Genomic DNA, 25,532 nt, shown 5'->3' with positions numbered 1-25,532 from the left:
ACCGTCTGCCGGGCCGGCGACACCCAGTCCGCCGACACCTGGACTCCTCGTGGATCATCAGTCATGGTCACCTGTGTACTCCTCGACATAGAAGTCGATCAGTTACACAAACCATCTGACACGCCCGAGGTCGAGGCGTCCCGACCACGACTCGGCGCGGTAGATCAGAGAGATCACCTGGCACTGGTCACCGTTGGGATAGACCAGAAAACACTCCGGCCCCGCTCGCGCGGACAGCAAGGTCAGTTCCCCGGCGACCAGCCCGGTTTCCTCCAGGAGCTCCCGACGAGCAGCCTCTTCGAGCTGCTCACCCGGTTCCACGACGCCCCCGGGAACGCACCACGTCCGGTCATCCGAGCGCTCCTGCAGCAGGACCCGCCCACCGTCCCGAACCAGAACCCCCACCGCCGCGAGCACGAGCGTTTCGCTCCCGACCAGCGCTCGCATCCGCTCAACGTACGACCCGCCCATGACCGGAGCATAGGACCCGCCCACAGCACCCAAGGCGCAGCCGAAGCCAGCCCGCCCCACCACCCAGGCGTGACGTGCTGACCGTTACCGGCAGGGTCCTGCTCCCTTGACCCACCACCCAGGCCCGCCCGCCCTCACCGACTCCGGTCCGGTGACCACAACGCGGCAGCCGGACCACCGAGCCGCCAGGTGACCGCCCACCCTGACCAGCCGATCAGCAGCCGCCGACCGATCCCCCAGCCGTCACCGGCTCGCCCCCGACCGTCAACCGCAAGCAAGTCCAACGCACCAAGCCCTCAGCGCGGCCCCAACAGCTCCCGCACACTGCTCAGCAACTCGTCAGTCGTGATCGGATCCACTCGCCCACCCGACCGGGCGTCCTGCATGGCCTTGGACAGCTGCACCCGCCGCAGGATCTCCTTGATGTCGGCCCCCGTCATCCCGTGGCTGGCCGTGGCCAGCGCCGCGATGTCCAGGTCGTCGGCGAACATCTTGAACCCCGGAGCCTCGTGCGCCGCGATCAGCCCCTGGATCATCTTGCGGAAGATCTCGGCCCGGGAAGCGTCGTCCGGCTTGGGCACGCTGATCTTGACGTCGAAGCGCCCCGAACGGATCAGGGAGTCGTCGACGCGGTGCGGGAAGTTCGTCGTGGCCACCACGATGACGTTGGGATTGGCCTCGATCAGATCGTTCATCTCCTGCTTGAAGATGCCGGCCACCGCGTTGATGGCCTGGCTGGCCGCGTCGCCGCCCGAACCGGCGTAGCTGATGATCGAGTCGAACTCGTCGAACAGCATCAGCGTGGGCACGCGGTAGCGGCGGGCGTCGCGGAAGATCTGCTTGATGTTGCGTTCGGAGCCGCCGAGCCACTTGTCGAGGATCTCCGGCGTACGGATCTCGCGGAAGTCGGCGCCGATCTCGTTGGCCAGGGCCCGCGACAGCATGGTCTTGCCGGTGCCGGGAGGACCGTACATGAGCAGGCCCTGCGGACGGCGTGCGCCCCACCGGGCCATCGCCTCGGGGTGGCGGAACGACACGGCGATCTGGCGGAGCTCGCCGACCACGTCGGCCAGGCCGCCGACCATGTCGAGGGTGACGGTCTGAGTCGTGGCCGGCACCTTCGACAGGTTCTCCCGGCTCACCACGTACCGCCGGCCGGTCAGCGTGTCCGGCCCGGCCAGCTCGATCACCGCCTGGAGCGTCAGGCCGACGAAGGCCTGCAGGTGGGCCGGGGTGACGTCGTCGCGCGGGACCTCGGCGTGCAGCCGCACCACCGTACCGGTCTCGTCGTAGGTCATCTCGGCCTGCAGACCGACCACGGCGTCGGCCAGGGTGCCGGGCTCGCGGTTGGTCACCGGCTGGGCCGGGCGGTCGAGACCCAGTTTCTTGTACGCCGCGGCCGCCGCGGCGCCGATGTTGTCGACGATGCGGGTGGCGATGGGGTCGCCCGCCTCGATGCGCTTGGCCAGCAGCAGCCCGACCGGGTCGTTGCCGAGCACCAGCTTGCGGATGCGTTCCTTGGAGAGCGGCTCCTCGGCCGTGCTGATCGAGGCGGCGAACGTGTGCACGGGGCCGCCGGGGCGGTCGGCGCTCGACACCGTCAGGTCGACGCGTTGCACGGGGTCGGGCCACGACGCGCGGCGTAGCAGCTCGACCGGGTTGACGCGGGCCGCGGCCAGCACGGTGGCCGCGTCGACGAGCTCGACGGTCGCCCCCGCGTACTCGAAGGTCTCGCCTTTCGGCCGCGCGAAACCGGCGTCGGTCATGTCTGCCTCCCAGCGGTGGACTCCTACCAGAGTGACACGGGCGCACCCGGGTTGCTCTTCGGTGCGACGTTGCGGGGCCCGGGGCGGGCGGCCGATCGGTGGGGCATGTCAGCAGAGCCGATGCAGGACACCCGCCCGGTCGAGCGTGCCGCCCGTGACCCGTGGTGGCGCGACGCCGTGGTCTACCAGGTCTACCTGCGGTCGTTCGCCGACGGGAACGGCGACGGTGTCGGGGACTTCCCGGGGCTGCGCTCGCGCCTGCCGTACCTGGCCGGGCTGGGGGTGGACGCCGTCTGGGTGACCCCGCACTACGTCTCGGGTGGCGCGGACGGCGGTTACGACGTCGTCGACTTCACCTCGGTCGACCCCGACTACGGCACCGTGGAGGACGTGCGCGGCCTGGTCGAGGACGCGCACGGCCTGGGCCTGCGGGTGCTGCTGGACATCGTGCCCAACCACACCAGCGACCGGCACGAGTGGTTCCGCCGGGCGCTGGCCGACCCGGACAGCCCCGAGGCGGCCCGGTACCACTTCCGGCCGGCGAGCGAGGAGCCCCCGAACAACTGGCAGAGCATGTTCGGCGGGCCGGCCTGGTCGCGGACGCCGGACGGCCGCTGGTATCTGCACCTGTTCACGCCGCAGCAGCCCGACCTGAACTGGACGAACCCCGCGGTCGTGGAGGACTTCGACCGTACGCTGCGGTTCTGGTTCGACCTCGGGGTCGACGGCTTCCGGGTGGACGTGGCGTACGGGCTGTTCAAGGACCCGGAGTACCGGGACAACCCGGGCATCTACTCCCCCACCCTGTTCGGGCACGGCCCGGAGCAGGCGATGACCACCAACCAGCCCGGCGTGCACGACGTCTGGCGCCGCTGGCGGGCGATCTGCGACTCCTACGCCGACCCGAAGATGCTGGTCGGCGAGGTGTCGCTGGCCGATCTGGCCGAGGTGGGCCGGTACGCCCGGCCCGACGAGCTGCACCACGCCTTCCAGTTCCGGCTGCTCAAGAGCGACTGGGACGCCGCGTCGTTCGCCGACACGATCACCGAGGCGCTGGCCGCGTTCGACGCGGTCGGCGCGCCCGCGCCCTGGGTGCTGGGCAACCACGACAAGGCACGCCAGGTCACCCGGTACGGCAGCCTGCGCCGGGCCCGCGCCGCGGCGCTGCTGATGCTGGCCCTGCCCGGTTCGGCCTACCTGTACGCCGGGGAGGAGCTCGGCCTGCCCGAGGCCGACGTGCCCGACCAGGCCCGCCGCGACCCGATCTTCTTCCGGTCGGGCGGCAAGCGCGCCGGGCGGGACGGCTGCCGGATCCCGATGCCGTGGGAGGGCGGCGAGGAGAACGCGGGGTTCTCCGGGGCCACCCCATGGCTTCCCCAGCCGGCCGGCTGGGCGGGCTACGCCGTCGACCGCCAGGAGTCCGACCCCGGCTCGACGCTCGCGCTCTACCGCCAGGCGATCCTGCTGCGCGACCTGTACCCGGCGCTCGGCTCGGGCCGCGCCTCGGTGACCCGGACCGGCGACGTCGTCCGGGTCGACCTGGTGGCCCAGTCCGGCGAGCCGGGCGCGGTCACCTGCTGGATCAACATGGGCGCGACCCCGGCCGGCGTCCCGGCGCACCGCCTGCTGCTCTCGTCGTCGCCGGACGTGACCGGGCCGGTCGCCGGGGTGCTGCGGCTCAAGGCGGACACCGCCGTGTGGGTCACCTGGTAGGACCGAGCAGCCAAGGTTGCCCCTCTGCTTTCTTGACGACGTTCTCAACGCCAGCAAAGGCAGACCCAAGGCTCAGCTCGGTCAACTCAAGCACAGCAGGCATCGGCGACGGCGCAGGAGTCGAACCTCAGGTCTCTCTGACAGCAACCTGCGACCGACGCCAAATTACTTGCCGCGAAAGTGGCGTTTCGAAACGTACCCCTAACCACCCAGCCCTCTTAGCCGACCGAATTCGAACAGCGGAATACACCGCTCCTCCCATATCCACCGCGGGATCTGGCTTGCCCACCCGCGTGATCGAACGCATCGTGACCGAATCAGATTACTATGGCGCAGCCTCATTCGGATAACAGCGGAGGGAACTATGATGAAGACCTGGCCCTAAGCAGCGGTATCAACTCAGCGGCACTCGAAGGGCTGAGCACCTAGGGAGGCTGGGTTGCGCAGACTGGCGATTGGCATCACCGCAGTCACATCGCTGGTAATTCTTCCCGTAGTCACGAACTTGGCCTCAGAAACGGTGCCTTCCTCCTGGAAACCCTACATGTGGGTCGCCTGGCCGATGGCAGTAGTGCTGGTCGTCATCATTGCGAGCCTGGAAGCACGACGTCGCCAGACAGCGAGTGAAAGCGCAACGCCAACTGTTCAACTCCAGAACCTAAGTGAACTGGCGGCTAAGGGATACCGTTTACCTAATGGCGTTATGCCTACTGTCAAATCAGCGCTGTACGTAGATCTCGGCGTCAAAGAATCCATCGAGGCTGTCGAGGATACGGTAACTTTCGAGGGCACTCGATCACATCTAGGCTCGACACTGCTGGAACGTAGTGAAGAAATCGTCCCGTACGTGAAACGGGATGTTGACGATGAGTTGCGCGTGGCGGTACAAAGAGGCGGATTCGTTCTGGTCTTTGGTCCATCAGCCGCTGGCAAGTCTCGGACTGCTTTCCAATCCCTCGCGGAGTTGCCGGCCGACACTCCGTTGTTTATCCCCGAAATCCCTGAGGGCCTGAGCTACTTAGCCGAGAACCGAGATGCTCTGGAAGACTCAGTTCTATGGCTAGACGACCTTGATAGATTTATTGTTCCCGGCGGCCTGAACGCGGCGATCGTCGACCGACTATTAGGCGCGAACGGGCAAGGGATGCTGATCCTTGCCACCATCCGCGGCGAGGCCCTCTCAGCCTTCGAAGGCGCAGATACATTGTCGACAGATCGTGAAGCGCGTTCACTAATACGGATAGGAATCGACGTCCTTTCCCAGGTCAACCATCGAATAGAGGTTCGATCCACGCTGTCAGCCGAAGAAACAAGGTCCGCGCAGGCACTTTCTTCCGAAGATACGCGCATTCGGCAGGCACTCAGGCATCGCGAGTTCGGTTTCGGCGAATATTTGGCAGCAGGCCCGCAAATGCTAAATCGTTGGACTGCTGCTGGCGATTCGGCCATTAATCCTGGATCGGCAATTATTTCAGCAGCGGTTGACTGTCGCCGCGCCGGCTTCAATAAGCCCATACCGCGGGAGGTGCTTCGATCCCTATATCGTGAATATTTAGAACCAAATGTCCGCGACTACGAAGAAGCCAAGAACTTCGAGAAGCACTTACAATGGGCGTTGTCCCGAGTGGCACGGGCGAGTAGCTGCCTTTTGCCGAAGGGTGACGGGCTTTACCTGGCCACCGACTATCTACTCGACCGCACGCTGGCGGGTGTCGGCCCTCTCTCTGACCTACCAATCTCCGAGGCAGTCTGGTCTCCGCTCATTGCATTGTCGGATACCGCAACATTGTTTCCCATCGGCGCATCAGCCTATCTCAGCGGATGCTCTGATGTAGCGATTCAAGCGTTCCAATCCGGAGCGCAAAAGAATGAGAAATACTGCATGAACGGTCTAGGAATAGTTCTCTTGCAACAAGGCGACAATATTCAGGGCGTCGAATGGCTTAAGCAAGCCGAGGCAGCTGGCCTGACTGAAGCAACCATGAATCTGGCATTTTACGAGTGGAACGACGGATCGCAGGAATCTGCGCTCCGGAGATACGAGGACTTAGCCACGAACAAACAATATTCTCCAGCAATGATGGCACTCGCCGTTATCGCCAGAAAAAGTAATGAAGAGAGCGTTGAGGAGCACTGGTTTAGGCTGGCGGCCGAGTCAGGATATCCGCCAGCTATGCATGCCTTAGCTCAGATACTAGTTGATCAAGGTGAAAACGATGAAGCCAAGAGATGGTATTTACGCGCAGGCGCTGCAGGGCATCTAGGTTCAGTCACGTCGCTGGCAAAGAATTACGAAGATCAAGGGGATATCGTCAACGCCATACAAACCTATCGACAAGCCATTAGCAGTGGCGACATGTATGCCATATCACTGCTAGGCCAGCTGCTGGAGAGGCAACGCCATTTTGACGATGCTGAAGAGGTCTATCGGCGCGGAGCGCTCGCCGGTTACCTGCCCAGCATGCTAGATCTCGCGCTTCTGCTATCGGATCAAGGACTGATGGAACAAGCCGAACTTTGGTGGAGGCGTGCGGCCGAGGAAGGTGCTCCAGCGGCGATGAACGCGCTAGGAAACATTCTGGGGAATAGGGGCGATATCAAGGAGGCCGAGGCATGGTTCATCAAGGCTTCCCAGAACGGATACCATGAAGCATTGATCAACCGAGACAAATTGTTACGTTCACACAAAGCTGATTCCGATGTCGAGCCGTGGTACAAACCCTACTTCGGGATCACCGAAGAGCAATAGTCAACACGATTTCGCAGACGATTAAGGCCGCGAAAAGCCAAAGCTCTGACACCGCACTCGCCATTCCGTCGAAACTAGTTCGCCTTGCGAATTCGGGCCCATCCAATAGCGCATTCACCCGAGTCCACAGCGGCTTTTATGGCGCGTCCGTCAATATTCGAACTCGGGTCTATAAAGGTGGTCACAGCCACCGCCACGCCCCGCATACGCTTAAAGCAAGCTAAAGTTTCCTCATCGCTACGGCAGCTCCAGTGCTGAGCGGCCGTAGCAATGCCGATTCTGTTATGGTGCAGGGAAACCTGCACCCAGTCTGTAACGTCACTGAGTGGCGTTGAGTATACGTCATTCGAAAAGCCGCGATTGATGTATAAGTCAAGGTCGTTCGATATCCAGCCAGTGGGCTTAGCTGGCTTCAGCCCTAGAATTTCCAGCGAAGGATGGACCAAAAACCACGGAATCTTCTTGTGGGGCATTCGCGAAAGAAGGTCGGGGCCTGGAAAGAACCGGCATTTGTATGTTACCGCTTGGCCTTTTGGGTGAAACGACGGTCCAGAATCAATCCATGCTGGGCTATGACACTGAGGATGATATGCGGATGCGGTCGTGAGAGAGTAGAACTCATCAACAACTACCGAAACGGCGCGCCGTAACGGACGTTCGCACGCTAAGCAGTCTCCTGGGCCAAAACGTCGCTGCAGGTCCGCCACGCCATTTTCGCCCAACTCCGCCTTAGTTCGATCATTGACGAGGATCTCATCTACTGGCATAGAAGTAAGTTACCGAAGTCGGGATTTCACCGCCAGTCAACTTGGGCAGCCTAGCCAGTATGTGATTTTCTTCAAACTATGTCTAATGCGATGATTGACTAGTCGGCATTCCTTTAAGCAATAAACCCGCACCAGCCACCGCTTACTTGAGGTCGTGAATTCTCCATATTCACCGGGCCAGAAACACGCTGGTCTATAGGGCATCGAGTTGTGTTACTCAAAACCTGTAGCACTCGGTCTTATGGTTGTGCGTGCCGTTGAGGCCCGAGGAGGAGCGATGTCGCTCTAACTGCTGGCTCAGTGAGAGCGGCCACGTCTGTCCCGTCCTCGACGGTGACGGCGATCAGCTCGCGCAAGCCGCCGAGCAGGATGGTCGCGGTCTGATCGGAGGCGGGCAGGACACCGGCGGCGCGCAGGTGCGGGGTGTCGGTGAGGCGGCGGATCAGGGCCACGAAGGCGCTCATCGTCTCGCGCTGGAACAGGCGGGCCCGGCCCTGGCCGAGGGCGGGGACGTCGCGGATCCAGCTCAGCATGATCGCCGGGTCGGCCCGGACGGCGCCGATCCAGCCCTCGATCGCCTGCCGGACCTGGGTGTCCCAGGGCGCGCCCGGGTCGACCGACGCGGAGATCCGGGCGATCGTGCGCTGGTTGGTCTCGTGCAGCAGGGCGACCAGGCATTCCTGACGGTCGGCGAAGTGCGCGTAGAACGTCCGCCGCGAGGTGCGGGCGGCCCGGACGATGTCGGCGACCGTGGTCTCGGAATAGCCGCGCTCGCGGATGCCCGCGGCCAGGCCGTCCAGCAGGCGGCGGCGATGCCCGGTGCCGGCGCCGGGCGGCGCTTCCACGGTCGTCACGTGGCACACCTTACGCCTTGCCCGGCTGCGGTACGCGAGCGTACCGTCGGCCTGGTACGTCGGCGTACCAGGGGGAGGTCGCGATGACTGTGCTGCTGCCGGACGGCCCGTCGAGCCCGCGCGTGGTCCAGGCGCTGAGCTTCGCGGTGTCGCGACGACGCACGATGGAGCGGCTGCGCGACCGCTACGGGTCCGCGTTCACGGTGCAGACGCTCAACCTGGGCCGCACGGTCCTGCTGGCCGACCCGGTCGAGATCCGCGAGATGTTCCAGGCGAGCGCCGAGCAGGCCGACACCCCGGACGCCAACCTCGGCTCGGTGCTCGGGCCCGGCTCCTTCTTTGCCATCAAGGGCGACGAGCACCGCCGCCAGCGCAAACTGCTGACGCCGCCGTTCCACGGGCGGCGCCTGCGGGCGTACGAGACCTTGATCGAGCAGGAGACGCGGCGCGAGACCGGGTCTTGGCCGGAGGGCACGCCGTTCCCGGTCATGCCGTCGACCATGCGGATCACGCTGAACGTGATCCTCGGGGCGGTCTTCGGCGCCGAGGGGGCCGAGCTCGACGAGTTGCGGGCCCTGCTGCCGCGGATGGTGAAGCTCGGCTCGATCCTGGCCGTGCTGCCCGTGGTGCGGCGCGAACTGCGCGGCCACGGACCGGGCGCCCGCTTCGAGCGCTACCGGCGGCGCTACGACGCGATCATCGACCGGCTGATCGACCGGGCCCGGGCCGACCCCGCGCTCGGCGACCGCGAGGACGTGCTGGCCATGCTGGTGCAGTCGCGCTACGACGACGGCTCGCCGATGAGCAACAGCCAGATCGCCGATCAGCTGCTGACCCTGCTCGCGGCCGGGCACGAGACCACGGCGACGACCCTGGCCTGGGCGGTCGAGCGGCTCCGCCGGCACCCGGACGTGCTGTCCCGGCTGAGCGTGGGCGACGACGAGGCGCTGCGCCAGGCGACGCTGATCGAGGTGCAGCGGGTGCGCCCGGTCATCGAGATCACCTCCCGGCAGGTGCGCTGCGAGGAGCTGACCCTGGGCCGCTGGACGCTGCCCCGGGGCACGGTCGTGACCGCCGGCATCGCCCTGCTGCACGACGACCCGGCCCTCTTCCCCGACCCGTCCGTCTTCGACCCGGACCGGTTCGTGGGCGCGCGCGCCGACACCGCGGCCTGGATCCCGTTCGGCGGGGGCGTCCGGCGCTGCATCGGCGCCTCGTTCGCCACGCTCGAGATGAGCGTCGTGCTCCGCACCGTCCTGCGGGACTTCACCGTCGAGCCCACCACCGAGCCGGCCGAGCGCCCGCACAGCCGGGGCATCGCCGTGGCGCCGGCCAAGGGCGGTCTGGCCGTCGTCCGGCGCCGCTAAGCGCCGGCCGGCTCGGGCTGGGCCTGCGGGCCCAGCGCCACCAGCTGGTCGCCGACCTGATAGATGAGGCGTTCGTCGCGAAGGGTCACCACGGCGGTGGCGGCGTCGAACCGGTGGCGGATCCCCCGGCCGGGGTGGAACAGCACCACGCCGGGGCCGGAGGCCAGCAGCCAGCCACCGCCGGCCGAGCCGGCCCACGGCCGGCCCGAGTCCGGGCCGGGCACCGGCAGCTCGACCGGCTGGTCGAGCACCTGGCGGTAACCGCCCGCCGCCGACCAGACCAGACCGCCCAGGACGAGTTGCTCCCCCGCGCGCAGCGGCGCCTCGCTGAGCGTTCCGTGGTAGTCGTCGACGAGGGTGAGCCGCCCGGGCCCCGGCACGAGAAGCCCGTACCGCTCCAGGACCCGGCTCGGGTCGAACCCGCACGGGCCCTCGACCGCCTCGTCCCGCCACGCGAGCTCGCGCGTCCACATCTGCTTGCCGTTCTCGAGCCCGCGCAGCGTGACCCGGCAGTCCGGCGCCACGGGCGGGGTGATCACCGTGAGCCGGTAGAGGCTCTGCTGGAGCACCGGCGCCGGCCCGGGCGGGGTCGGGAAGCTCCACAGGCGGCGGCCGTCGAGCGGCGAGAGCTCGGCGATCGTGCGCCGGCCGACCGTGTAGAGGCAATGGCAGTCGCCGCCACCGTCGACCAGCGTGACCCGTTCCGGCGTACGGACCTGCCACGCCCGCTTGCCCGAGGCGAGCAGCACGGCGGTCAGGTCGCAGCCCCGGGCGTCGCAGCGGGAGTGGACGGCGGCGAGTTCGGGGCCGCTGCCGGCGATCAGCACCTGACCGCGGCCCGGCAGCTTGCGCTCCCAGCTCGGCGTGGCCTCGTAGGCGCCCTGACCGCGCACCGACGTGCCGGTGACCGAGCGCAGCACCAGCTGACCGTCGATCACCAGCGGCGGGTTCGCGGCGGTCACCGCGTACGCCGCGGGAAGGTCCTCGGCCCACCGGAGGGAGCCGGTCGCGAAGTCGAGGGACGCGAGACGGCGGCCCTGGGCGACGAGGCCGTTGTCGACGTCGGTGAACGCCCACTGCCGGCGCCCGGCATCGGGCGCCGGGACCGGGGACGGGATCCGGTAGACCTCGGCGAGCGGGTCGCCCAGGCCGGGCGGGTCGGGCCCGTCCGCCCAGCAGCCGGCGGTCGCCGATGCGAGCAGCAACGACACCACCGCGACCATCCCCCGTAGGCGCATCCACCGACAATGGCAGGCCGCCGCAATCTGCGGGTCCGCTCAGGGCATCACCTGATGTCGCGTCGGCCGGCCCGCTGTCCAGGATGGACGGCATGAGTCACCGTCGCACCATCGTCGCTTCCGTCACCGCCGTCCTGACCGGGCTGGCCCTGGCGGCCACGCCGCCCGCGTCCGGCTCCGACCGGCACGGGCCCGAGATCGTCTGGACCGAGTGTGCCGACGACATACCGAAAGTTCCCGTCGACCCCAAGGTGCGCTGCGGCAAGCTGCGGTTACCGGTCGACTGGAACCGGCCGCGGGGGGAGACCTTCGAGCTGTCGATCGCCCGGCGGCCCGCCGTCGACCAGGACCGGCGGGTCGGGACGCTGATCTTCGGGCCGGGCGGGCCGGGCGACTCCGGGGTGGAGCGCATCCGGCGGGGCGACCGGTTCAGCCCCGAGATCCTGAACCGTTTCGACACGGTGAGCTTCGACCCGCGCGGGGTCGCCCGCAGCGCCGGGCCGGCGTGCTCGCTCGACCTACCGGCGCCGGTGCTGCTGACCAGCCAGGCCGACTTCGACAAGACGGTCACGGCCAACCGCGCGGCCTGGGCCGCCTGCCGGGCGACCAGCGCGGTGTGGGACCACGCCGACACGCTCAGCGCCGTCCGCGACCTCGACGCGCTGCGGTCGGCCCTCGGCGAACGGCAGCTGACCTTCCACGGCAGCTCCTACGGCACCCTGCTGGGGCAGCAGTACGCCGAGCGTTATCCGCACCGGGTCCGCGCGATCGTGCTGGAGAGCGTCTTCGACCACAGCCTGGGCGTCCGCGACTTCGTGCGGACCCAGGCCCTCGCGGCGCAGGACGGGTTCGACGAGTTCGTCTCGTGGTGCTCCCCCACCCGGCAGGAGTGCGCGCTGCGCGGCTCGGACGTGCGGGCCGTGTGGCGCGACGTGCTGAACCGCGCCGACCAGGGCGCCTATCCGCCGTACACCGCGTTCGACATCGCCATGCTGCCGATCGCCCGGCTCGCCCGGCCCGACCGCGCGGGCCTGGCCCAGGACATCGCCGGCCTCGCCGCCGGCACGGCGCCGACGATCAAGCTGCCGCCGCTGGTGTCGTCCGTCTTCTGTGCCGACTGGCCCGCCGACGTGCGTGACTTCCGGGCGTACGAGGCCCTGGTGCGCGAGGCCCGGGCGGCCGCCCCGGACGTCCGTTACGGCGGCGGCCTGCTGGCGATCCGCGCCTGCCTGGGCTGGCCGGCGCCGGTCGCCAACCCGCCGGCCCGCCCGCACGTGACCACCGAGCGGCCGTTGCTGCTGCTCAACTCGGTGCACGACGTGCGGACCGGCTATGTGTGGGCGACCAACGTGGCCCGTCAGCTCGGCCGGCACGGGCGGCTGGTCACCTACGAGGGGTCGGGCCACGGGGCGTACGGCCTGCCCTGCACGAACGCGGTGGTCGACCGCTACCTGATCGACCTGGTCGTGCCGCCGCCCGGCACGCGCTGCCCTACGGTCTGACCAGTCCCGTGCGGTAGGCCACGACGACGAGCTGGGCGCGGTCACGCGGGCCCAGCTCGGTCAGCAGCCGGCTGACGTACGTCCGGACGGTCGCGGGGCTCAGGTGCAACGCGGCCGCGATCTCGTCGTTGGCCCGGCCGTGCGCCACCTCGGTCAGCACGTCGCGCTCGCGGTCGCGATGTGCCGACGCGTTCACCCGTGTTCACCGAAGCCCATTCGGCGATCCATCGACCAGGACAAGTGTCATCACGTCAAGGGCTGTTCATCGACGGACAAAACAAACTTCTGAGGCCATCGGTCCGCGCGCATACGGAAAAAGAAAGCTGGTGCGGCCGCGCTCACAGGCACCGCCCACGTATCAAGCGCTCCTCATCGCCTACTGCCCCGATCCGTCGGATTGCCGACGATCCACGAGAACGCTCGACACCCGGTTACAGCGGCCAACATACTGGGCGCCTACCTTATCGAGTTGTCACCGTTATGACGATCCGGAGGCGTCCATATGGCACGCCACAAGATGGGCGATGTCGTTGTCCTGATACCCGGCATCCTCGGCAGCGTGCTGCGACGCGATGGTCGCGACGTGTGGGCACCCACCCCCGGGGCAGTGACCCGCACATTATGGACGTTGGGCCGGAGCTTAAAGGACCTGCGGTTGGACAGCGACCCGGTCGACCACGACGATCTCGGCGACGGAGTGACAGCGACTCGACTCATGCCCGACGCACACCTGATCCCAGGCCTGTGGGGTATCGACGGCTACTCAGCAATCGCCGCGATGATCACCGGCACCTTCGACGTCGTGCCAGGAAAAACCTTCCTTGAGCTGCCCTACGATTGGCGTCGCGACAACCGGGTATCGGCCCGGCGACTGGCGGCGCTAGCCCTGCCGGCATTGCACGAGCAGCGCAAGAAAAATCCAAACGCCAAGCTGATCCTGCTCGGCCACTCCATGGGCGGGCTCGTGGCCCGCTACTTCCTCGAGTGTATGGACGGGTGGAAAGACACCCGCAGGCTGATCACTTTTGGAACGCCGTACCGAGGTTCGCTGAACGCGGTGAATTTTCTCGCCAATGGCTTCGCAAAGAAGATCGGACCGTTCAAGGTCGCTGATCTCTCCACGCTGCTGCGGTCGCTTACTTCGGTATATCAGCTTCTGCCTATCTACCCCTGTATTGACTCGGGCATCGGCACCCTGAGCCGGGTGGCTGAGGCGACCGGACTGCCCGATGGAATCAACACCCGCCGTGCCCACAACGCGGAACACGATTTTCATCGCGCGATGGAAGCCGCTGTCGCAGCACGTGTTGAGGAGCAACCGTACTTGGTCAACCCGATCGTCGGACTGAATCAGCCCACGCTGCAGTCCGCTAGGCTCGCCGGCGACCGGCTGGAAATGCTCGAAACGTACGGGGGCAAGGACCTCGACGGCGACGGCACCGTACCGCGGGTATCCGCGACACCGATCGAACATGATGCCCACCGCCATGATCACAGCGTCTACGTCCCGGAACGGCACGCGTCCCTGCAGAACGGGCTGTCCGTGCAGACGCAGGTACGCGGCCTACTCACGCCGGTCGAGCGGGCCGACCAATTCAGAGACGCGCGCGGCGGCCTACGGCTTTCCCTGGAAGATGTCCATGGCGCTGATGCCGAGATACCGGTGACGGTCGTCGCCGGGGTCCGCCGGGTCACCCTGGTGGGGGCCGTCATCAACGTAGACACCGGGCGGACGGTCGCAGGACCGATGCCGTTGAAGGCCGCCGAGGATCAGCTCACTCACTCGCTCGAGGTGGCGCCGCTGCCGGTTGGTTGTTACCGGCTGGATGTCGTGTCGGTTGGTGACAGTGCGGGCGCGGCGCAGCCGGTGCACGGGCTGTTCCTCGTCGCCGATGACACTGAGCCGGACTGACCGGCGAGTTCGACGCACTGGTGGTTTATCGGATCGACGATCCGGCGGCCGAAGGAGGGCACCATGGCGGGAAACGTTTACGCGTTACTCGTTGGAATCAACGACTACGACGGTCGGCTGAACTCCCTCGACGGGTGCGTCGACGATATCCACGGCATGAGGGACTTCCTCGAGGGCCACGTGGCGAGCAATCGCCGGCACATCGTGCCCCTCTTGGACGAAGATGCCACCCGGGAACGAATCATCACAGAATTCACTCGTCATCTCTCAGCAGCCAGCAAAGACGACGTCGCGATCTTCTACTTCTCCGGACACGGTTCGCAGGAGCCCGTCGAGGAACAGTACTGGCACCTGGAACCCACCGGACACAATCAGACGATCGTATGCGCCGACAGTAGGCGCCCAGGCGTGCCGGATCTGGCCGACAAGGAGCTCAACGAGCTGATCGCCGCGGTCGCTGCGGGTGGGGCTCACGTCCTCGTCGTACTCGATTGCTGCTACTCAGGCGGCGGCACCCGGGACCCGCGCACGCTACCGCAGGATTTACGGGTGCGGCTCGCCCCGCCAAATCAGCGGCCACGCCCGCCGGACACATACCTTCCAGGGGTACGGCGGGCGATGGAGGGAGGCAGCCGCGACGCTTCCGGCGCCGCGGCAGGCGCGGCCCGGCACGTGATGTTATCTGCCTGCGAGTCCACCCAACTTTCCCTCGAGCTGCCCATCGGGCCCGGCTACCGCGGCGTCTTCTCTGCCATGCTGCAGCGTGCTATGGCCACCCTCGGCCCCGACGCCACCTACCGCGATTTACTCGGTGCCGCCTCCGTCGCAGTGCGCGACAGGGTGATCGGCCAGCACCCCGTCGGATACGCCACCCAACCAGGAGACCTCGATCAACCGCTGTTCGGCGGCGCCATCCAGCTGCATCGCTCGACCATCACTCTCGAGCGCTATCGGAGCGCATGGTGGATAGACGCCGGCATTGTCCACGGAATCCAGCCGCCGCATGGCGACGCCACCACTATTCTTGCCGTATTGCGGTCCCGCGAGGACCTCGACACGCTGGCACCGGAACGCGAAAGGCCACTCGGCCGGGTACGGGTGACCGACGTCGAGCTAGCCCGATCCCGGGTGATGGTGGACGAGGGATGGGAGCCGGACACCAAGGTGCGCTACCGCACCGTGCTGACCGACCTTCCCCTTCCTCCTGCGACGGTGGAAGTGCGTGGCAACCGCGACAGTGTGGCTTTGGTGAGGGCGTGCCTTGCTGATTCGCCACACGTGAGAGAAGGCGCTGGTGATCCGGGCACCGCCGGTGACCGGTTCGTCGTCCTGGCCGAGATTGATGGACTAACCGTCGCCCGCGCGGACGCCTCACCCCTGGCCGCATCGGTGCCCGCCACGCCGGACGGTGCGCGGACCGTGGTCGCCCGATTGGAGCACCTGACCCGATGGCATCTCATCAAGCGACTGGACAACCCGGTTTCTGCCATCGCAAACCAGGTGACGCTCCACGTCCTGGACGCGCGCCGCGGACAACGGCCGCCGCTGCCGGGCCAGCAGGAGCCGATTACCCCCCAGCCCGATGGCCGCATCCACCTGCGCTACCGGAGGAACTCCACCGGCTGGCAGCGCCCGTACATCTTCGTTTACCTCCATAACCACAGCGACCGCCACCTGTATTGCGCGTTGCTGAATCTGACTGACCGGTTTCGTTGTCACAGCAGGCTTTTCCCTGGAGAGCTCGTGCCTGCCGGTAAGACGGCGGTCGCCTTCGAAGGCCGACCAATCGATGTGTCGATTCCGCGGGAGCGTCTGGAGGCCGGCGGTACCGAGGTTTACGACTGGCTCAAGCTGATTGCCGCGGAACAACGATTCGCCGCAGAGGCGTACGAATTGCCAGCCCTCGACGGAGTCCTCCAGCAACGAGGCGCCGAGCGCGGGCGCGGCCAGCGCACAGTCCTCGACAGGCTCGCCGATCGTGCGATCGCGCGTGACGCCGGGGAGGAATCCGCCGACGTACTGGAGTGGACTACCGCACTCCTCACGCTGCACACCGAGCGGCGCGAGCAGGCCTGACGATCCGCACAAAACCGAGAAAATGGATCAAACGGTCAGGAAGGGGGCTTGCGGCGCTTTCAGAGCGCCACCGAGACTTTAGCGATGGCTTGTCAGCTCATCGGCGAAGGGCGTGACCTCACGCATGAACAAGAGGGTTGAGGTGGAGCACTATCACAATCACTGGCGAACCCTCGAACGTGGCCGTCCAGGCTCACACCGAAACACACCCCGCTCGGCGCATGATCGTCCACGACGGCGAGGTCAAGGCTGGCCCCGACTTTGCGATTGCAGCCGCAGTGATACGGCGCCCGACGTCGCAGAATCCCAAGCCCACGTCCTCACCGTGGCCGTCGGCGGCACCACCCGTCTTCACCAGTCACGCTGATACCCATGGATGCCTTCTGCGCCGACCGGCACCAGGCAACAGATATCTGCCTTTAAGAGAACTTGCTTCACTTTCGTGGCCGACGCACTACCTATGAGGCCTCATGCATATCATCGTTCAGTCTGGTCATTCCATTAACGTGAACGACGTGGCCTTTGCACCCGACGGCCACCATCTCGCGACGTGCAGCGCCGATGAATCCGTACGGCTGTGGAACCTCACCCTCGCCTGTGAGGCCGGAGTTCTCGCGGGACACCGCGGGCCGGTCTACCGAGTGGTCTGGGATGGCGCATCACGTTGGCTGGCCACCAGCGGTTGGGATCAGGACGTCCGCGTCTGGGACGTCGAAGCCCGTTCCTGCCGACACGTGCTGACCGGCTTCGGAGCACCCATCTACGCAATCTCGTTCTCTCCCGACGGCCGCCTGGTCGCGGCCGCACCGAGCCGTCCCCGCGACAAAAGCAAGCTGTCGGTGCACGTCTGGGACGTGTCCGGCGGCAAAGCGACCAAGGTGACCGAACTACCCGGGTCAGCCGGCCGGCTCGCCCTCAACCTGGATGGAACCCTGCTCGCCATCGCCGACGACGGCCACATTGATCTTTGCACGCTAGCGACCGGTGAACGCCGGCGCATCCATGACGGGCGCGGCGGCGTCAACCCCACCAACCTTGCGTTCACACCCAACGGACAGGCTCTGGTCTTCGCGGCCGAGCAGCTCATCTCGTACGACGTCCGGACCGGCGCCACCACCACCCGAGACCTGCCCGCGATGGTCGACCGTCCAGACATTTACTCTCCCGGGCTCAAGAACCATCGCTCGGTCAGCGTGCTGGCCGACGGGACGCCCGTGGTGCACGACTACACCCGCACCCACATAGTCACCGACCAGTTGGTCACTGTGCCCATAGCGTGCGAGGCAGTGGCACCGGACGGCCGATTGCTGGCCCGGGTCGACGGTTGGAACGTCGAGTTGATCGACACCGAGTCGCGAGCCACCGTGCGTCGGCTCGGCGGCCGGCTGCAAGTCGCAAGGTTTCTGGGCAACATGTCCCGGCAGTTCGTGCTCGCCGTGAGCCCGAGCGAACCGCTCGTCGCCACTGCGGCCCCGGACGGCTTGATTCGGCTCTGGGACCTGGCCGCTGGCCCACGCCCCACAGTCTTCCCCGCCCACGACGGCCCTATCAACAGCCTTGCGTTCAGCCCGGACGGCAACAGGCTTGCCTCATGCGGAGCCGGGGGCGTCCGCGTCTGGCCCAGAGTTCCGGGGCCGCCCCTCATGACGGTCGATCTTGAGGAGGGCGCCCGATTCGTAGGTTTCTCTGCCGACGGCTCGGCGGTAATGGTCGCGCTCTGGTCTGCGGGGATCGTCGCCCTCGATGCCGACGACGGCTCGATCCTAGGACGCACCGACATCGGAGGAGGAGCCGAATCTCTGGCTGTCTCGGGTATCAACGACGTCGCCGCCGCCAATATCAACGCCGTGTCCATCTGGCCGCCCTTCCTGTCCGAGCCAGCCACCTCAATCAAGCTGGGCACCGGGTGCGCCGCCCTGGCCTTCGCGGCCGACGGACGGCTCGCTATCGCGCTGGGCCACTCCAAGTGGCTCAACTTCCAAGGACGTGAGGGTCGGGGCATCGCGATGATCCTCGGACGCCGCGACGAGCAAACCATGGTCCTGGAAGGCCATCGGGCCGCGCTCATGAGCGTCGCATTTGCCCCTGACGACACCCTTATAGCCACCGGTGCCGCCGACGGCACGGTGCGCATCTGGAACTCACGAACGGGCGCTTGCCAGCACGCGATCGACGCCCACGCTGGAGACGTGTTCGCCCTCGGATGGCTCCCTGACGGACGCCGGCTCGCCAGCATCGGCGCCGACGCCGCCACTCGCGTCTGGGACCCGAGCGACGGCCGACTCGTCGGCACCTTACTCTCGCTCGACGAGCACGACTCCGTCACGTTCACCCCTGAAGGGCACTACAGCTCCACCAAGGGCGGCCTCGCGGCGGTCGTCGCTCGCACCGGGTCTGGACTGCACCTGTTCGAGGAGTTCGACTTGGAACTCAACCGTCCCGATGTCGTACTCAGAAAACTCGGATATGCCAACGAAGAGATACTCGCCGCCTTCGAGGACGCGCATCGGCGTCGGCTGGCACGCCTAGGCCGGCACAGTGTCTTCACCCAGCCGGCCGTACGCCGGCCGTCGCTGACAACCGCGGCAACGCCCGGCCAAGTGTCCTCTAGCGGAACCGCGCACGTCTCGGTCGACCTCACCCCCGGCGAACACGAACTCGAACGGTTGCACGTGACTGTCAACGACGTCCCGATTCACGGCGCCGCCGGTATAGCGCTCAATCCGGCGCGCACGCGAGCAGATCTCGCGATAGCGCTCACCCCCGGCAGCAACGAGATCGAAACCTGGGTCCGCGACGCCTCCGGCGCCCTTTCGAACCGGCTCGCCTACCGAGTCTTCGACACTCGGTCAGGTGCGCGTCGCACCCTGACAGTGCTGGCCGTGGGCGTCTCCGAATACGGCGACCCAGCTCTGCGGCTACGTTTCGCCGCAAAGGACGCCGTCGACCTTGCCGCCGAGCTTGACGCTGCCGCGCACAGCTTCGCCCGCGTACGCACCCGGGTGCTGGCCGACGCAACGCGAGAACAGATCCTTGCGGCCCACGCGCTGCTCGCCGACACCGAAACCGAGGACCATGTGATCGTGCTTTTCGCCGGTCACGGAGCTCTGCGGGGTACCGAGTTCACCTTCCTGCCCGCCGACGCCGCGCGGGACGATCTCGCCGCCACCGGCGTCTCCTATGACGATATCGAGGCCCTCCTCGACGCGATTCCCGCCCGTCGCCGGCTGGTTCTACTCGACACTTGCCACTCCGGCGAGGACGAACTCGGTGCCGCGGCCGTCCGCCCACTCACCGGAACGGCCGCCGGGGTAGTGCGCGGGCGTTCTTTCCTGGCCCGCGACCTGGCCGGTGAAGACTCTCTGTCCACTACCGTCCACGCCGCGCCGGTGATCGGCCTCGGGGACGTCTTCGCCGATCTGCGGCAGGAGTCCGGCGCTTTCGTCATCGCGGCCGCCGGTTCGGCCGAGTACGCCTACGAACGGGCCGAACTGCGCAACGGCGTCTTCACCGCCTCGGTAATCCAGGCACTGCGCGACGTCCCGAACGCTACCGTTTCACGCCTCGCGGAAATGGTCGCGACTCGGGTCTCGGCCCTGACCGGCGGTCGTCAACGCCCGATGATCCGGCGGGAGAACCTCGCTGACGACTACCCGATTCTCTAAGGAGCATCGATGCTTGACTCACCCGAAGCGTACCTGTCCACGTTCCTCACAGCCTCGGACCTTCACGGCCTGCGGGTGGTTCAAGACTCTCGGCTCGGCGCCGACGTGACCGATTCGGCCGATGACTTCGCAAGGCACCGCGGCATTCACGCCGGTATGCGGGTGTGGACAGGCGACGACACTGTCATCGAACGCTTGGTCGACATCCGCTGGCTATTCGAGGACCCGCAAGGAGCCGCCGCCTTCCACCGGGAGCAAATTCGGATCAACTCCGAGGGCGTGCCCCTGGTGTCAGGAGCGCCAGCCGTTGGCAAGGCGTGCATGGTGTTCGGCGGGGCGCTCCCCACACCGATCATGCCTGACATGACCATGACTGCCTATCACTACGTCTTCTTGGCCGGCCCGGTTCTGGTCAAGCTGTTCGCCGCCCAGTCCTTCGATCTGCCGCCGTCCACCCTCACGCCCAGCGCCCTCGTGCCCCTAGCGTTGTGCGCCCAGCAGCTCATCAATATTGCCTTCCCGTAGAAAGCTCGTCCTCGGACGGGTCACTCCAGTTCGGCGGGTCTGAATGAGAAGCGGGAAAGCATGGCGGTCGACTTGTCAAACAACTGCACAGGCCAGGTAAGGCCATCGCTAGCATGGTCCTGTCCAGCAGGATGGCGGCGATCCCGTACGCGAGGCCGGCCGTCGTCGTCAGCACCGGCTTGGCCGGCTTGACGATCACCACCGCCGCGACCCAGGCGATCGACACGAGCGCAGTGAAGCAGCGGCCCGACCGGCTTGGCCAGCGGACCGTCGTCGTACGCGCCCACGACGCTCAGCACCGGCCGGGTCAGGCCCAGCAATCCCAACACCACCGCGAGCCGGATATTCATGCCTTCGACGCTAGGGATCACGCCGCCCGGCCGAATCCCCCCGATGTTGACACTGCCGATCAACATCCACCGACCGGCCCTCGCCGAGCCCGATTCCTTTCGGCGGCGGTCAGGGTCTGTCCTGGCATGACGATGACAACTGACCTCAATCGGCTGCTCTGGACCGAGCGGGCGGCCGGGGACGCGAGCCGGCCCTGGGAGTCGCTGACCACCGAACCGGTCGGGCTGACCGAGACGATCGACCAGGCCGGGCTGTGGTTGCGGCCGCCCGGCGCCGGGGAGGAGCGGGTGGTGCTGGCCATCCACGGCGGCGGGTTCGTCAGCGGGTCCGTGGCCACGCACCGGCGCCTGTTCGGGCATCTGGCGCTGGCGTCGGGGCTGACGACGCTGGTGGTCGAGTACGGTCTGGTGCCCGAGCACGTCTACCCGGCCCAGATCGAGCAGGTCGCCCGGATCTATCGCGGGCTGACCGGCAAACGGGTGGCGCTGGCCGGGGACTCGTGCGGCGGGACGCTCGCGCTGGAGATCGCGCTGCGCGAAGCCGTACCCGAGGGTCTGGTCCTCTTCTCGCCCTGGGTCGACCTGGCCTGCTCGGGCGCCGGCTACGACGCCGGGACCGACCCGTTCTTCACCCGCGAGCTGGTCCGGGGGCTGGCTGCCGGTTATCTCGCCGGGGCCGAGCCGGCGTGGCCGGATCTCGAGGCCCTGCCGCCGACCTACGTGCAGGCGGGCGGGGACGAGGCGCTGCTCGACGACGCCCGGCTGCTGGCGGCGAGCTCGTCGCGGGTCGAGCTCGACGTGTTCCCGGGGCAGCTGCACACGTTCCAGATGGCCGCCGGGAACTCGCCGGTGGCCGACGACGCGATCGAGCGGGCAGGCAAGTGGCTGCGCCGCACAATGGCCTCATGACCGCGCCCGGATTCGAGGCGGCCGCCCGGCTGCGCCGCGAGCTGACCGCGCACTGCTACCGCATGCTCGGCTCCTGGGACGAGGCCGAGGACGCCGTGCAGGAGACCTACCTGCGCGCCTGGCGGGCCTGGGACGACTTCGAGCACCGGGCCTCGGTACGGACGTGGCTGTACCGGATCGCCACCAACGTGACGCTGTCGGCTCTGTCGGGGCGGGGCCGCCGGGCGCTGCCGTCGGGTCTCGGCGCGCCGGACAGCGAGGGCCCGCTGCCGGCCGAGGCGTGGATCCAGCCGTACGCCGAGGACCGGGACGACCTGCGGCTGGCCCTGATCGCCGGGCTGCAGACGCTCACGCCGGGCCAGCGGGCCGTTCTGCTGCTGCGCGACGTGCTCGCGTTCCCGGCCGCCGACGTCGGGCAGATGCTCGGCCTCACCCCGGCCGCGGTCAAGAGCACCCTGCAACGGGCCCGCGCCCGGCTGGGCCAGGCCGCGCACCGGCCCGACGACGTGGCCGAGCCGGACAGCCCGGCCGCCCGGCGTCAGCTCGACGCCTACCTGACCGCGTTCCGGACAGCCGACGTCACCGGGCTCACGGCGATGCTGCGGGCCGACGCCCGGCTCGAGCTGGTGCCGGACCGACGCTGGTTCGACGGGATCGCGAGCTGCGGGCCGGTGTTCGCCGGCGCGGTGGGCGCACCCGGCGACTGGCGGATGGAACCGGTGGTGGCGAACGGCCAGCCGGCGGCGCGGGCCCACCTGAAGGGCGAGCCGTTGGGGGTCGCCGTCCTCGACTGCCGGGTCGACGGCATCGCCGCTGTCACCGTCTTCAGCGACCCCCGGCTGGTGGCCAGGTTCGCGGACGGCGCCCCCGGGAAGGCCCTGCGGACGGCATAGACGTAATACGATGCGTCGATGTCAGGGCTACGAATGCGGTTCCTCACCGCCGTTGTCGCGGGGGCCGGCGTCACACTGGGCGTCGCCGTCGCGCCGGCCGCGGCCGCCGGCACACCACACATCCGGGCCGGCCAGACTGTGCCGGTCTACTCGTACGAGAAAGCCGTGCGGGAGAGCGTCTGGGTGCAGACCACTCTGGACAACGACCTGGACGGCGCGCCCGACCGGGTCGCCGTCGACATCGTACGGCCGCGCGAGGCCGCCGACCGGCGCCTCAAGGTGCCGGTCGTCCTCGAGGCCTCGCCGTACTACTCGTGCTGCGGGCGCGGCAACGAGGGCGAGCTCAAGGAGTACGACGCCGGCGGCACGATCACCAAGCAGCCGCTGTTCTACGACAACTACTTCGTGCCCCGCGGGTACGCGTTCGTCTCGGCCGACCTGGCCGGCACCGGCCGGTCGACCGGGTGCATGGACGTCGGCGGCCGCGAGGAGGTGCTGAGCGCCAAGGCCGTGGTCGACTGGCTCAACGGGCGGGCCACAGCCACGTACGCGGACGGGACCGCGGCGGTCGCCACACGCTGGACGAACGGCCGGACCGGCATGATCGGCAAGTCCTGGGACGGTTCGGTGGCCAACGGGGTGGCCGCGACCGGCGTCGAGGGCCTCGAGACGATCGTGCCGATCTCGGCCATCTCCAGCTGGTACGACTACCAGCGCTACAACGGGGTGCTGCGCGCCGAGGACTACCCGGAGTTCCTGCACCAGGCGGTCAGCGGACGTCCCGCCGAAGCGTGCGCGGCCACGCTGAAGGAGCTCGACGAAGGCAGCGACGACGCGACGGGCGACTACAACGCCTACTGGGCCGAGCGGGACTACCGGCCCGACGCCCGCCGGGTCAAGGCCAGCGTGCTGATCGCGCACGGCCTCAACGACACCAACGTCACGACCACCCAGTTCGCCCAGTGGTGGAGCCGGCTGGACGGGCCCAAGCGGCTGTGGCTGGCCCAGCAGGGACACGTCGACCCGTTCGACATCCGCCGCGCCGAGTGGGTCGAGCTGCTGCACCGGTGGTTCGACCGCTGGCTGCACGGGCTGCGCAACGGTGTCGACCGCGAGCCGCCGGTGACGATCGAGACCGCGCCCGGCGTCTGGGCCGACGAGCGGACCTGGCCCGCCGCCGCCGCGCGACCGGCGAAGGTCGCCCTGGGCAACGGGGACGGAACGACGGGCACATTGGGTGGCCGGCCCGGCGCCGGTTCCCGTACGTGGACCGACGCCCCCGACCTGGCCGAGGCCACCGCGGTCGCGAGCCCGAACACGGCTGTTCCCGGCCGGGTGGCCTTCCTCTCGGCGCCGCTGACCCGGGGCGTACGGATCTCGGGCACACCGTCGGTCAGCCTGCGCGTCCAGGTCGACAAGCCGACGACCGAGCTGACCGCCCGGCTCGTCGACTACGGCACCGCCACGCGGGTGAACTACCTCGGCCCGGGCGAGGGCATCCGCACGCTCACCACCGAATCCTGCTGGGGCGCCTCGACCGCGGCCGACGACGCCTGCTACTTCGACACCGCCGAGGACGTGGTGACCAGCGACCACGCCATCCTGACCCGCGGCTGGAAGGACGCCGCCCACCGGGTGTCGCTGCGCTTCACCACGCCGTTGCAACCCGGCCGGTGGTACTCCGTCACCGTGCCCCTGCAGGCCACCGACCAGCGCGTCGCGGCCGGGCACGTGCTCGGCCTGATCCTGCAGGCGAGCGACAACGAGTACTCGACCCCGCAGTCCACGGGCGCGACGATCCGGCTCGACCTGCGCGGCAGTTCCCTCACGCTGCCGCTGGCCGGCACCCTGCCGGTGCCGGGGGCGACCGCCCCGACCGTGCCGACGGCCCCGCCCGCGCCGGCCCGGCTGGCGCCGCAGCGCTTCCGGCCGCTGCTGCCCTGACCCGTCGTCGCCGGGGCACCCAGGTGCCCCGGCGACGCCCGGCGGGCCCCACCCGGGCCCCGGCGCGCAGCGTTTCGAGCCCCGACGCCCGGCGGGGGGGCCCCGCCCCGGTGGCGGGGGGCCCCCCCGGCGCCCCGGGCCACGCCCGGCGGGCCCATCCCTTGCCCCGGCGCTCAGCTTTACGAGCCCGTACGCCGGGACGCTCGGCCCTGACAGCGACGCGGTCCCTTTCACGACGTCGCCATGCCGTCACCCGGCCGGCGCCCCGGGCGGGTGATCTTCGGCTGCAAGGTTCAAACCGGATGTATGGTGACATTCCGACTTGCACATATCTTGGGGGCACCATGGTGGTTTCACGGGCGTTGGCGGTTGCTGCGGTGGCGGTGGGGCTGGGTGTCATCGCTCCGGCCGCGACTCCGGCTTCCGCCGCGGCGGCCGCGTGCCGGGTCAACGTCGTCTGCGTCTACAACGCCGGCCAGACCTGGATGGGTCAGTATTCCGAGTACACCAGCCACTTCCAGTCCGTCCCCCGGTCGGACATCACGTCGGTCCAGAACTCCACGCCCACCGCGGTCAAGTTCCTGTACTCGTCCGGGAACGTCAGCTGCGTCCTGAGCGGCCGCTACTCGGGCCTGTCCGTCGCCGGCTACGGCGACGTCACCGGGATCCGGCTGGTGAACGAGAACAGCTGCGTCTTCTAGAACCAACGCCGTTCAGTTAGGCGGTGCGGGCGGTCGTCAAGGTGTGTCGTAGGCATGAAAACAGCGGAGCTCCTGTATAGAGGGTGGTCACTCTAAGACGCCCTTGACACCGGGAGCTCCGCTGCCTGAT

18 protein-coding genes are annotated in these 25,532 nt (G+C 67.8%); 12 read left to right on the top strand and 6 right to left on the bottom strand.

Going from position 1 to position 25,532, the window contains the following annotated elements; translation table 11 throughout:
* Nucleotides 1-102 precede the first annotated feature (102 nt).
* Nucleotides 103-447 (bottom strand): NUDIX domain-containing protein, encoded by a 345-nt coding sequence (locus HJC40_RS44005; protein ID WP_250009824.1) that lies wholly within the window; start codon nucleotides 445-447, stop codon nucleotides 103-105.
* Nucleotides 448-767: 320 nt separating this feature from the next.
* Complete coding sequence (locus tag HJC40_RS44000; RefSeq protein ID WP_250009823.1) at nucleotides 768-2,237, bottom strand: 26S protease regulatory subunit; 1,470 nt, start codon at nucleotides 2,235-2,237, stop codon at nucleotides 768-770.
* Between the two features lie 120 nt (nucleotides 2,238-2,357).
* On the opposite strand from HJC40_RS44000, the gene HJC40_RS43995 reads away from it, so the two are divergent.
* Both HJC40_RS43995 and HJC40_RS43990 read left to right on the top strand, forming a co-directional pair.
* A complete protein-coding gene (locus HJC40_RS43995; RefSeq protein WP_250009822.1) occupies nucleotides 2,358-3,950 on the top strand; it encodes a glycoside hydrolase family 13 protein in 1,593 nt (530 codons plus the stop codon).
* Between the two features lie 439 nt (nucleotides 3,951-4,389).
* Nucleotides 4,390-6,699: a tetratricopeptide repeat protein gene (locus tag HJC40_RS43990; protein ID WP_250009821.1), complete on the top strand. Its 2,310-nt coding sequence runs from the start codon at nucleotides 4,390-4,392 to the stop codon at nucleotides 6,697-6,699.
* 1,006 nt (nucleotides 6,700-7,705) lie between these two features.
* Here HJC40_RS43990 and HJC40_RS43985 read toward each other — a convergent pair.
* Entirely contained in the window at nucleotides 7,706-8,320 is a 615-nt protein-coding gene (locus tag HJC40_RS43985) for a TetR/AcrR family transcriptional regulator (RefSeq protein ID WP_250009820.1), read from the bottom strand.
* An 83-nt stretch (nucleotides 8,321-8,403) separates the two neighbouring features.
* Here HJC40_RS43985 and HJC40_RS43980 point away from each other — a divergent pair, with 83 nt between their 5' ends.
* Nucleotides 8,404-9,687, top strand: coding sequence for a cytochrome P450 (locus HJC40_RS43980; RefSeq protein WP_250009818.1), 1,284 nt, complete (start codon nucleotides 8,404-8,406; stop codon nucleotides 9,685-9,687).
* Here HJC40_RS43980 and HJC40_RS43975 read toward each other — a convergent pair.
* A complete protein-coding gene (locus tag HJC40_RS43975) occupies nucleotides 9,684-10,925 on the bottom strand; it encodes a PQQ-binding-like beta-propeller repeat protein (RefSeq protein WP_250009817.1) in 1,242 nt (413 codons plus the stop codon). The genes HJC40_RS43980 and HJC40_RS43975 overlap by 4 nt on opposite strands.
* Before the next feature lie 92 nt (nucleotides 10,926-11,017).
* Here HJC40_RS43975 and HJC40_RS43970 point away from each other — a divergent pair, with 92 nt between their 5' ends.
* Nucleotides 11,018-12,427 (top strand): alpha/beta hydrolase, encoded by a 1,410-nt coding sequence (locus HJC40_RS43970; protein ID WP_250009816.1) that lies wholly within the window; start codon nucleotides 11,018-11,020, stop codon nucleotides 12,425-12,427.
* Here HJC40_RS43970 and HJC40_RS43965 read toward each other — a convergent pair.
* Complete coding sequence (locus HJC40_RS43965) at nucleotides 12,417-12,623, bottom strand: response regulator transcription factor (RefSeq protein ID WP_374273678.1); 207 nt, start codon at nucleotides 12,621-12,623, stop codon at nucleotides 12,417-12,419. The genes HJC40_RS43970 and HJC40_RS43965 overlap by 11 nt on opposite strands.
* A 306-nt stretch (nucleotides 12,624-12,929) precedes the next feature.
* On the opposite strand from HJC40_RS43965, the gene HJC40_RS43960 reads away from it, so the two are divergent.
* The 4 genes from HJC40_RS43960 to HJC40_RS43945 all read left to right on the top strand — a co-directional run bounded on the left by HJC40_RS43960 (nucleotide 12,930) and on the right by HJC40_RS43945 (nucleotide 20,605).
* Entirely contained in the window at nucleotides 12,930-14,339 is a 1,410-nt protein-coding gene (locus HJC40_RS43960; protein WP_250009815.1) for a hypothetical protein, read from the top strand.
* Between the two features lie 63 nt (nucleotides 14,340-14,402).
* Entirely contained in the window at nucleotides 14,403-16,415 is a 2,013-nt protein-coding gene (locus HJC40_RS43955; RefSeq protein ID WP_250009814.1) for a caspase family protein, read from the top strand.
* 470 nt (nucleotides 16,416-16,885) lie between these two features.
* On the top strand, nucleotides 16,886-20,080 hold the full coding sequence (locus HJC40_RS43950; RefSeq protein WP_250009813.1) for a caspase family protein: 3,195 nt from the start codon (nucleotides 16,886-16,888) through the stop codon (nucleotides 20,078-20,080).
* 9 nt (nucleotides 20,081-20,089) lie between these two features.
* A complete protein-coding gene (locus tag HJC40_RS43945; protein ID WP_250009812.1) occupies nucleotides 20,090-20,605 on the top strand; it encodes a hypothetical protein in 516 nt (171 codons plus the stop codon).
* A 20-nt stretch (nucleotides 20,606-20,625) separates the two neighbouring features.
* Here the strand turns inward: HJC40_RS43945 and HJC40_RS43940 are convergent, their stop codons facing one another.
* Nucleotides 20,626-20,955 (bottom strand): hypothetical protein, encoded by a 330-nt coding sequence (locus HJC40_RS43940; protein ID WP_250009810.1) that lies wholly within the window; start codon nucleotides 20,953-20,955, stop codon nucleotides 20,626-20,628.
* Nucleotides 20,956-21,081: 126 nt separating this feature from the next.
* Here HJC40_RS43940 and HJC40_RS43935 point away from each other — a divergent pair, with 126 nt between their 5' ends.
* The 4 genes from HJC40_RS43935 to HJC40_RS43920 all read left to right on the top strand — a co-directional run bounded on the left by HJC40_RS43935 (nucleotide 21,082) and on the right by HJC40_RS43920 (nucleotide 25,402).
* Nucleotides 21,082-21,864, top strand: coding sequence for an alpha/beta hydrolase (locus HJC40_RS43935; protein ID WP_250009809.1), 783 nt, complete (start codon nucleotides 21,082-21,084; stop codon nucleotides 21,862-21,864).
* The gene (locus HJC40_RS43930) at nucleotides 21,861-22,757 is read left to right on the top strand and encodes an RNA polymerase subunit sigma-70 (RefSeq protein WP_250009808.1); all 897 of its coding nucleotides are present in this window, start codon (nucleotides 21,861-21,863) and stop codon (nucleotides 22,755-22,757) included. Before HJC40_RS43935 ends, HJC40_RS43930 begins: the two co-directional genes overlap by 4 nt.
* 18 nt (nucleotides 22,758-22,775) lie before the next feature.
* The gene (locus HJC40_RS43925; protein ID WP_250009807.1) at nucleotides 22,776-24,701 is read left to right on the top strand and encodes a Xaa-Pro dipeptidyl-peptidase; all 1,926 of its coding nucleotides are present in this window, start codon (nucleotides 22,776-22,778) and stop codon (nucleotides 24,699-24,701) included.
* Nucleotides 24,702-25,045: 344 nt separating this feature from the next.
* The gene (locus tag HJC40_RS43920; protein WP_250009806.1) at nucleotides 25,046-25,402 is read left to right on the top strand and encodes a hypothetical protein; all 357 of its coding nucleotides are present in this window, start codon (nucleotides 25,046-25,048) and stop codon (nucleotides 25,400-25,402) included.
* The last annotated feature ends 130 nt before the right edge of the window (nucleotides 25,403-25,532 follow it).

It is taken from the genome of Actinoplanes sp. M2I2 (genome assembly GCF_023544445.1).
Lineage (GTDB): Bacteria > Actinomycetota > Actinomycetes > Mycobacteriales > Micromonosporaceae > Actinoplanes.
The sequence above is the reverse complement of the archived record's forward strand: the minus strand, read 5'-3'. Positions and strand labels throughout refer to the sequence as shown.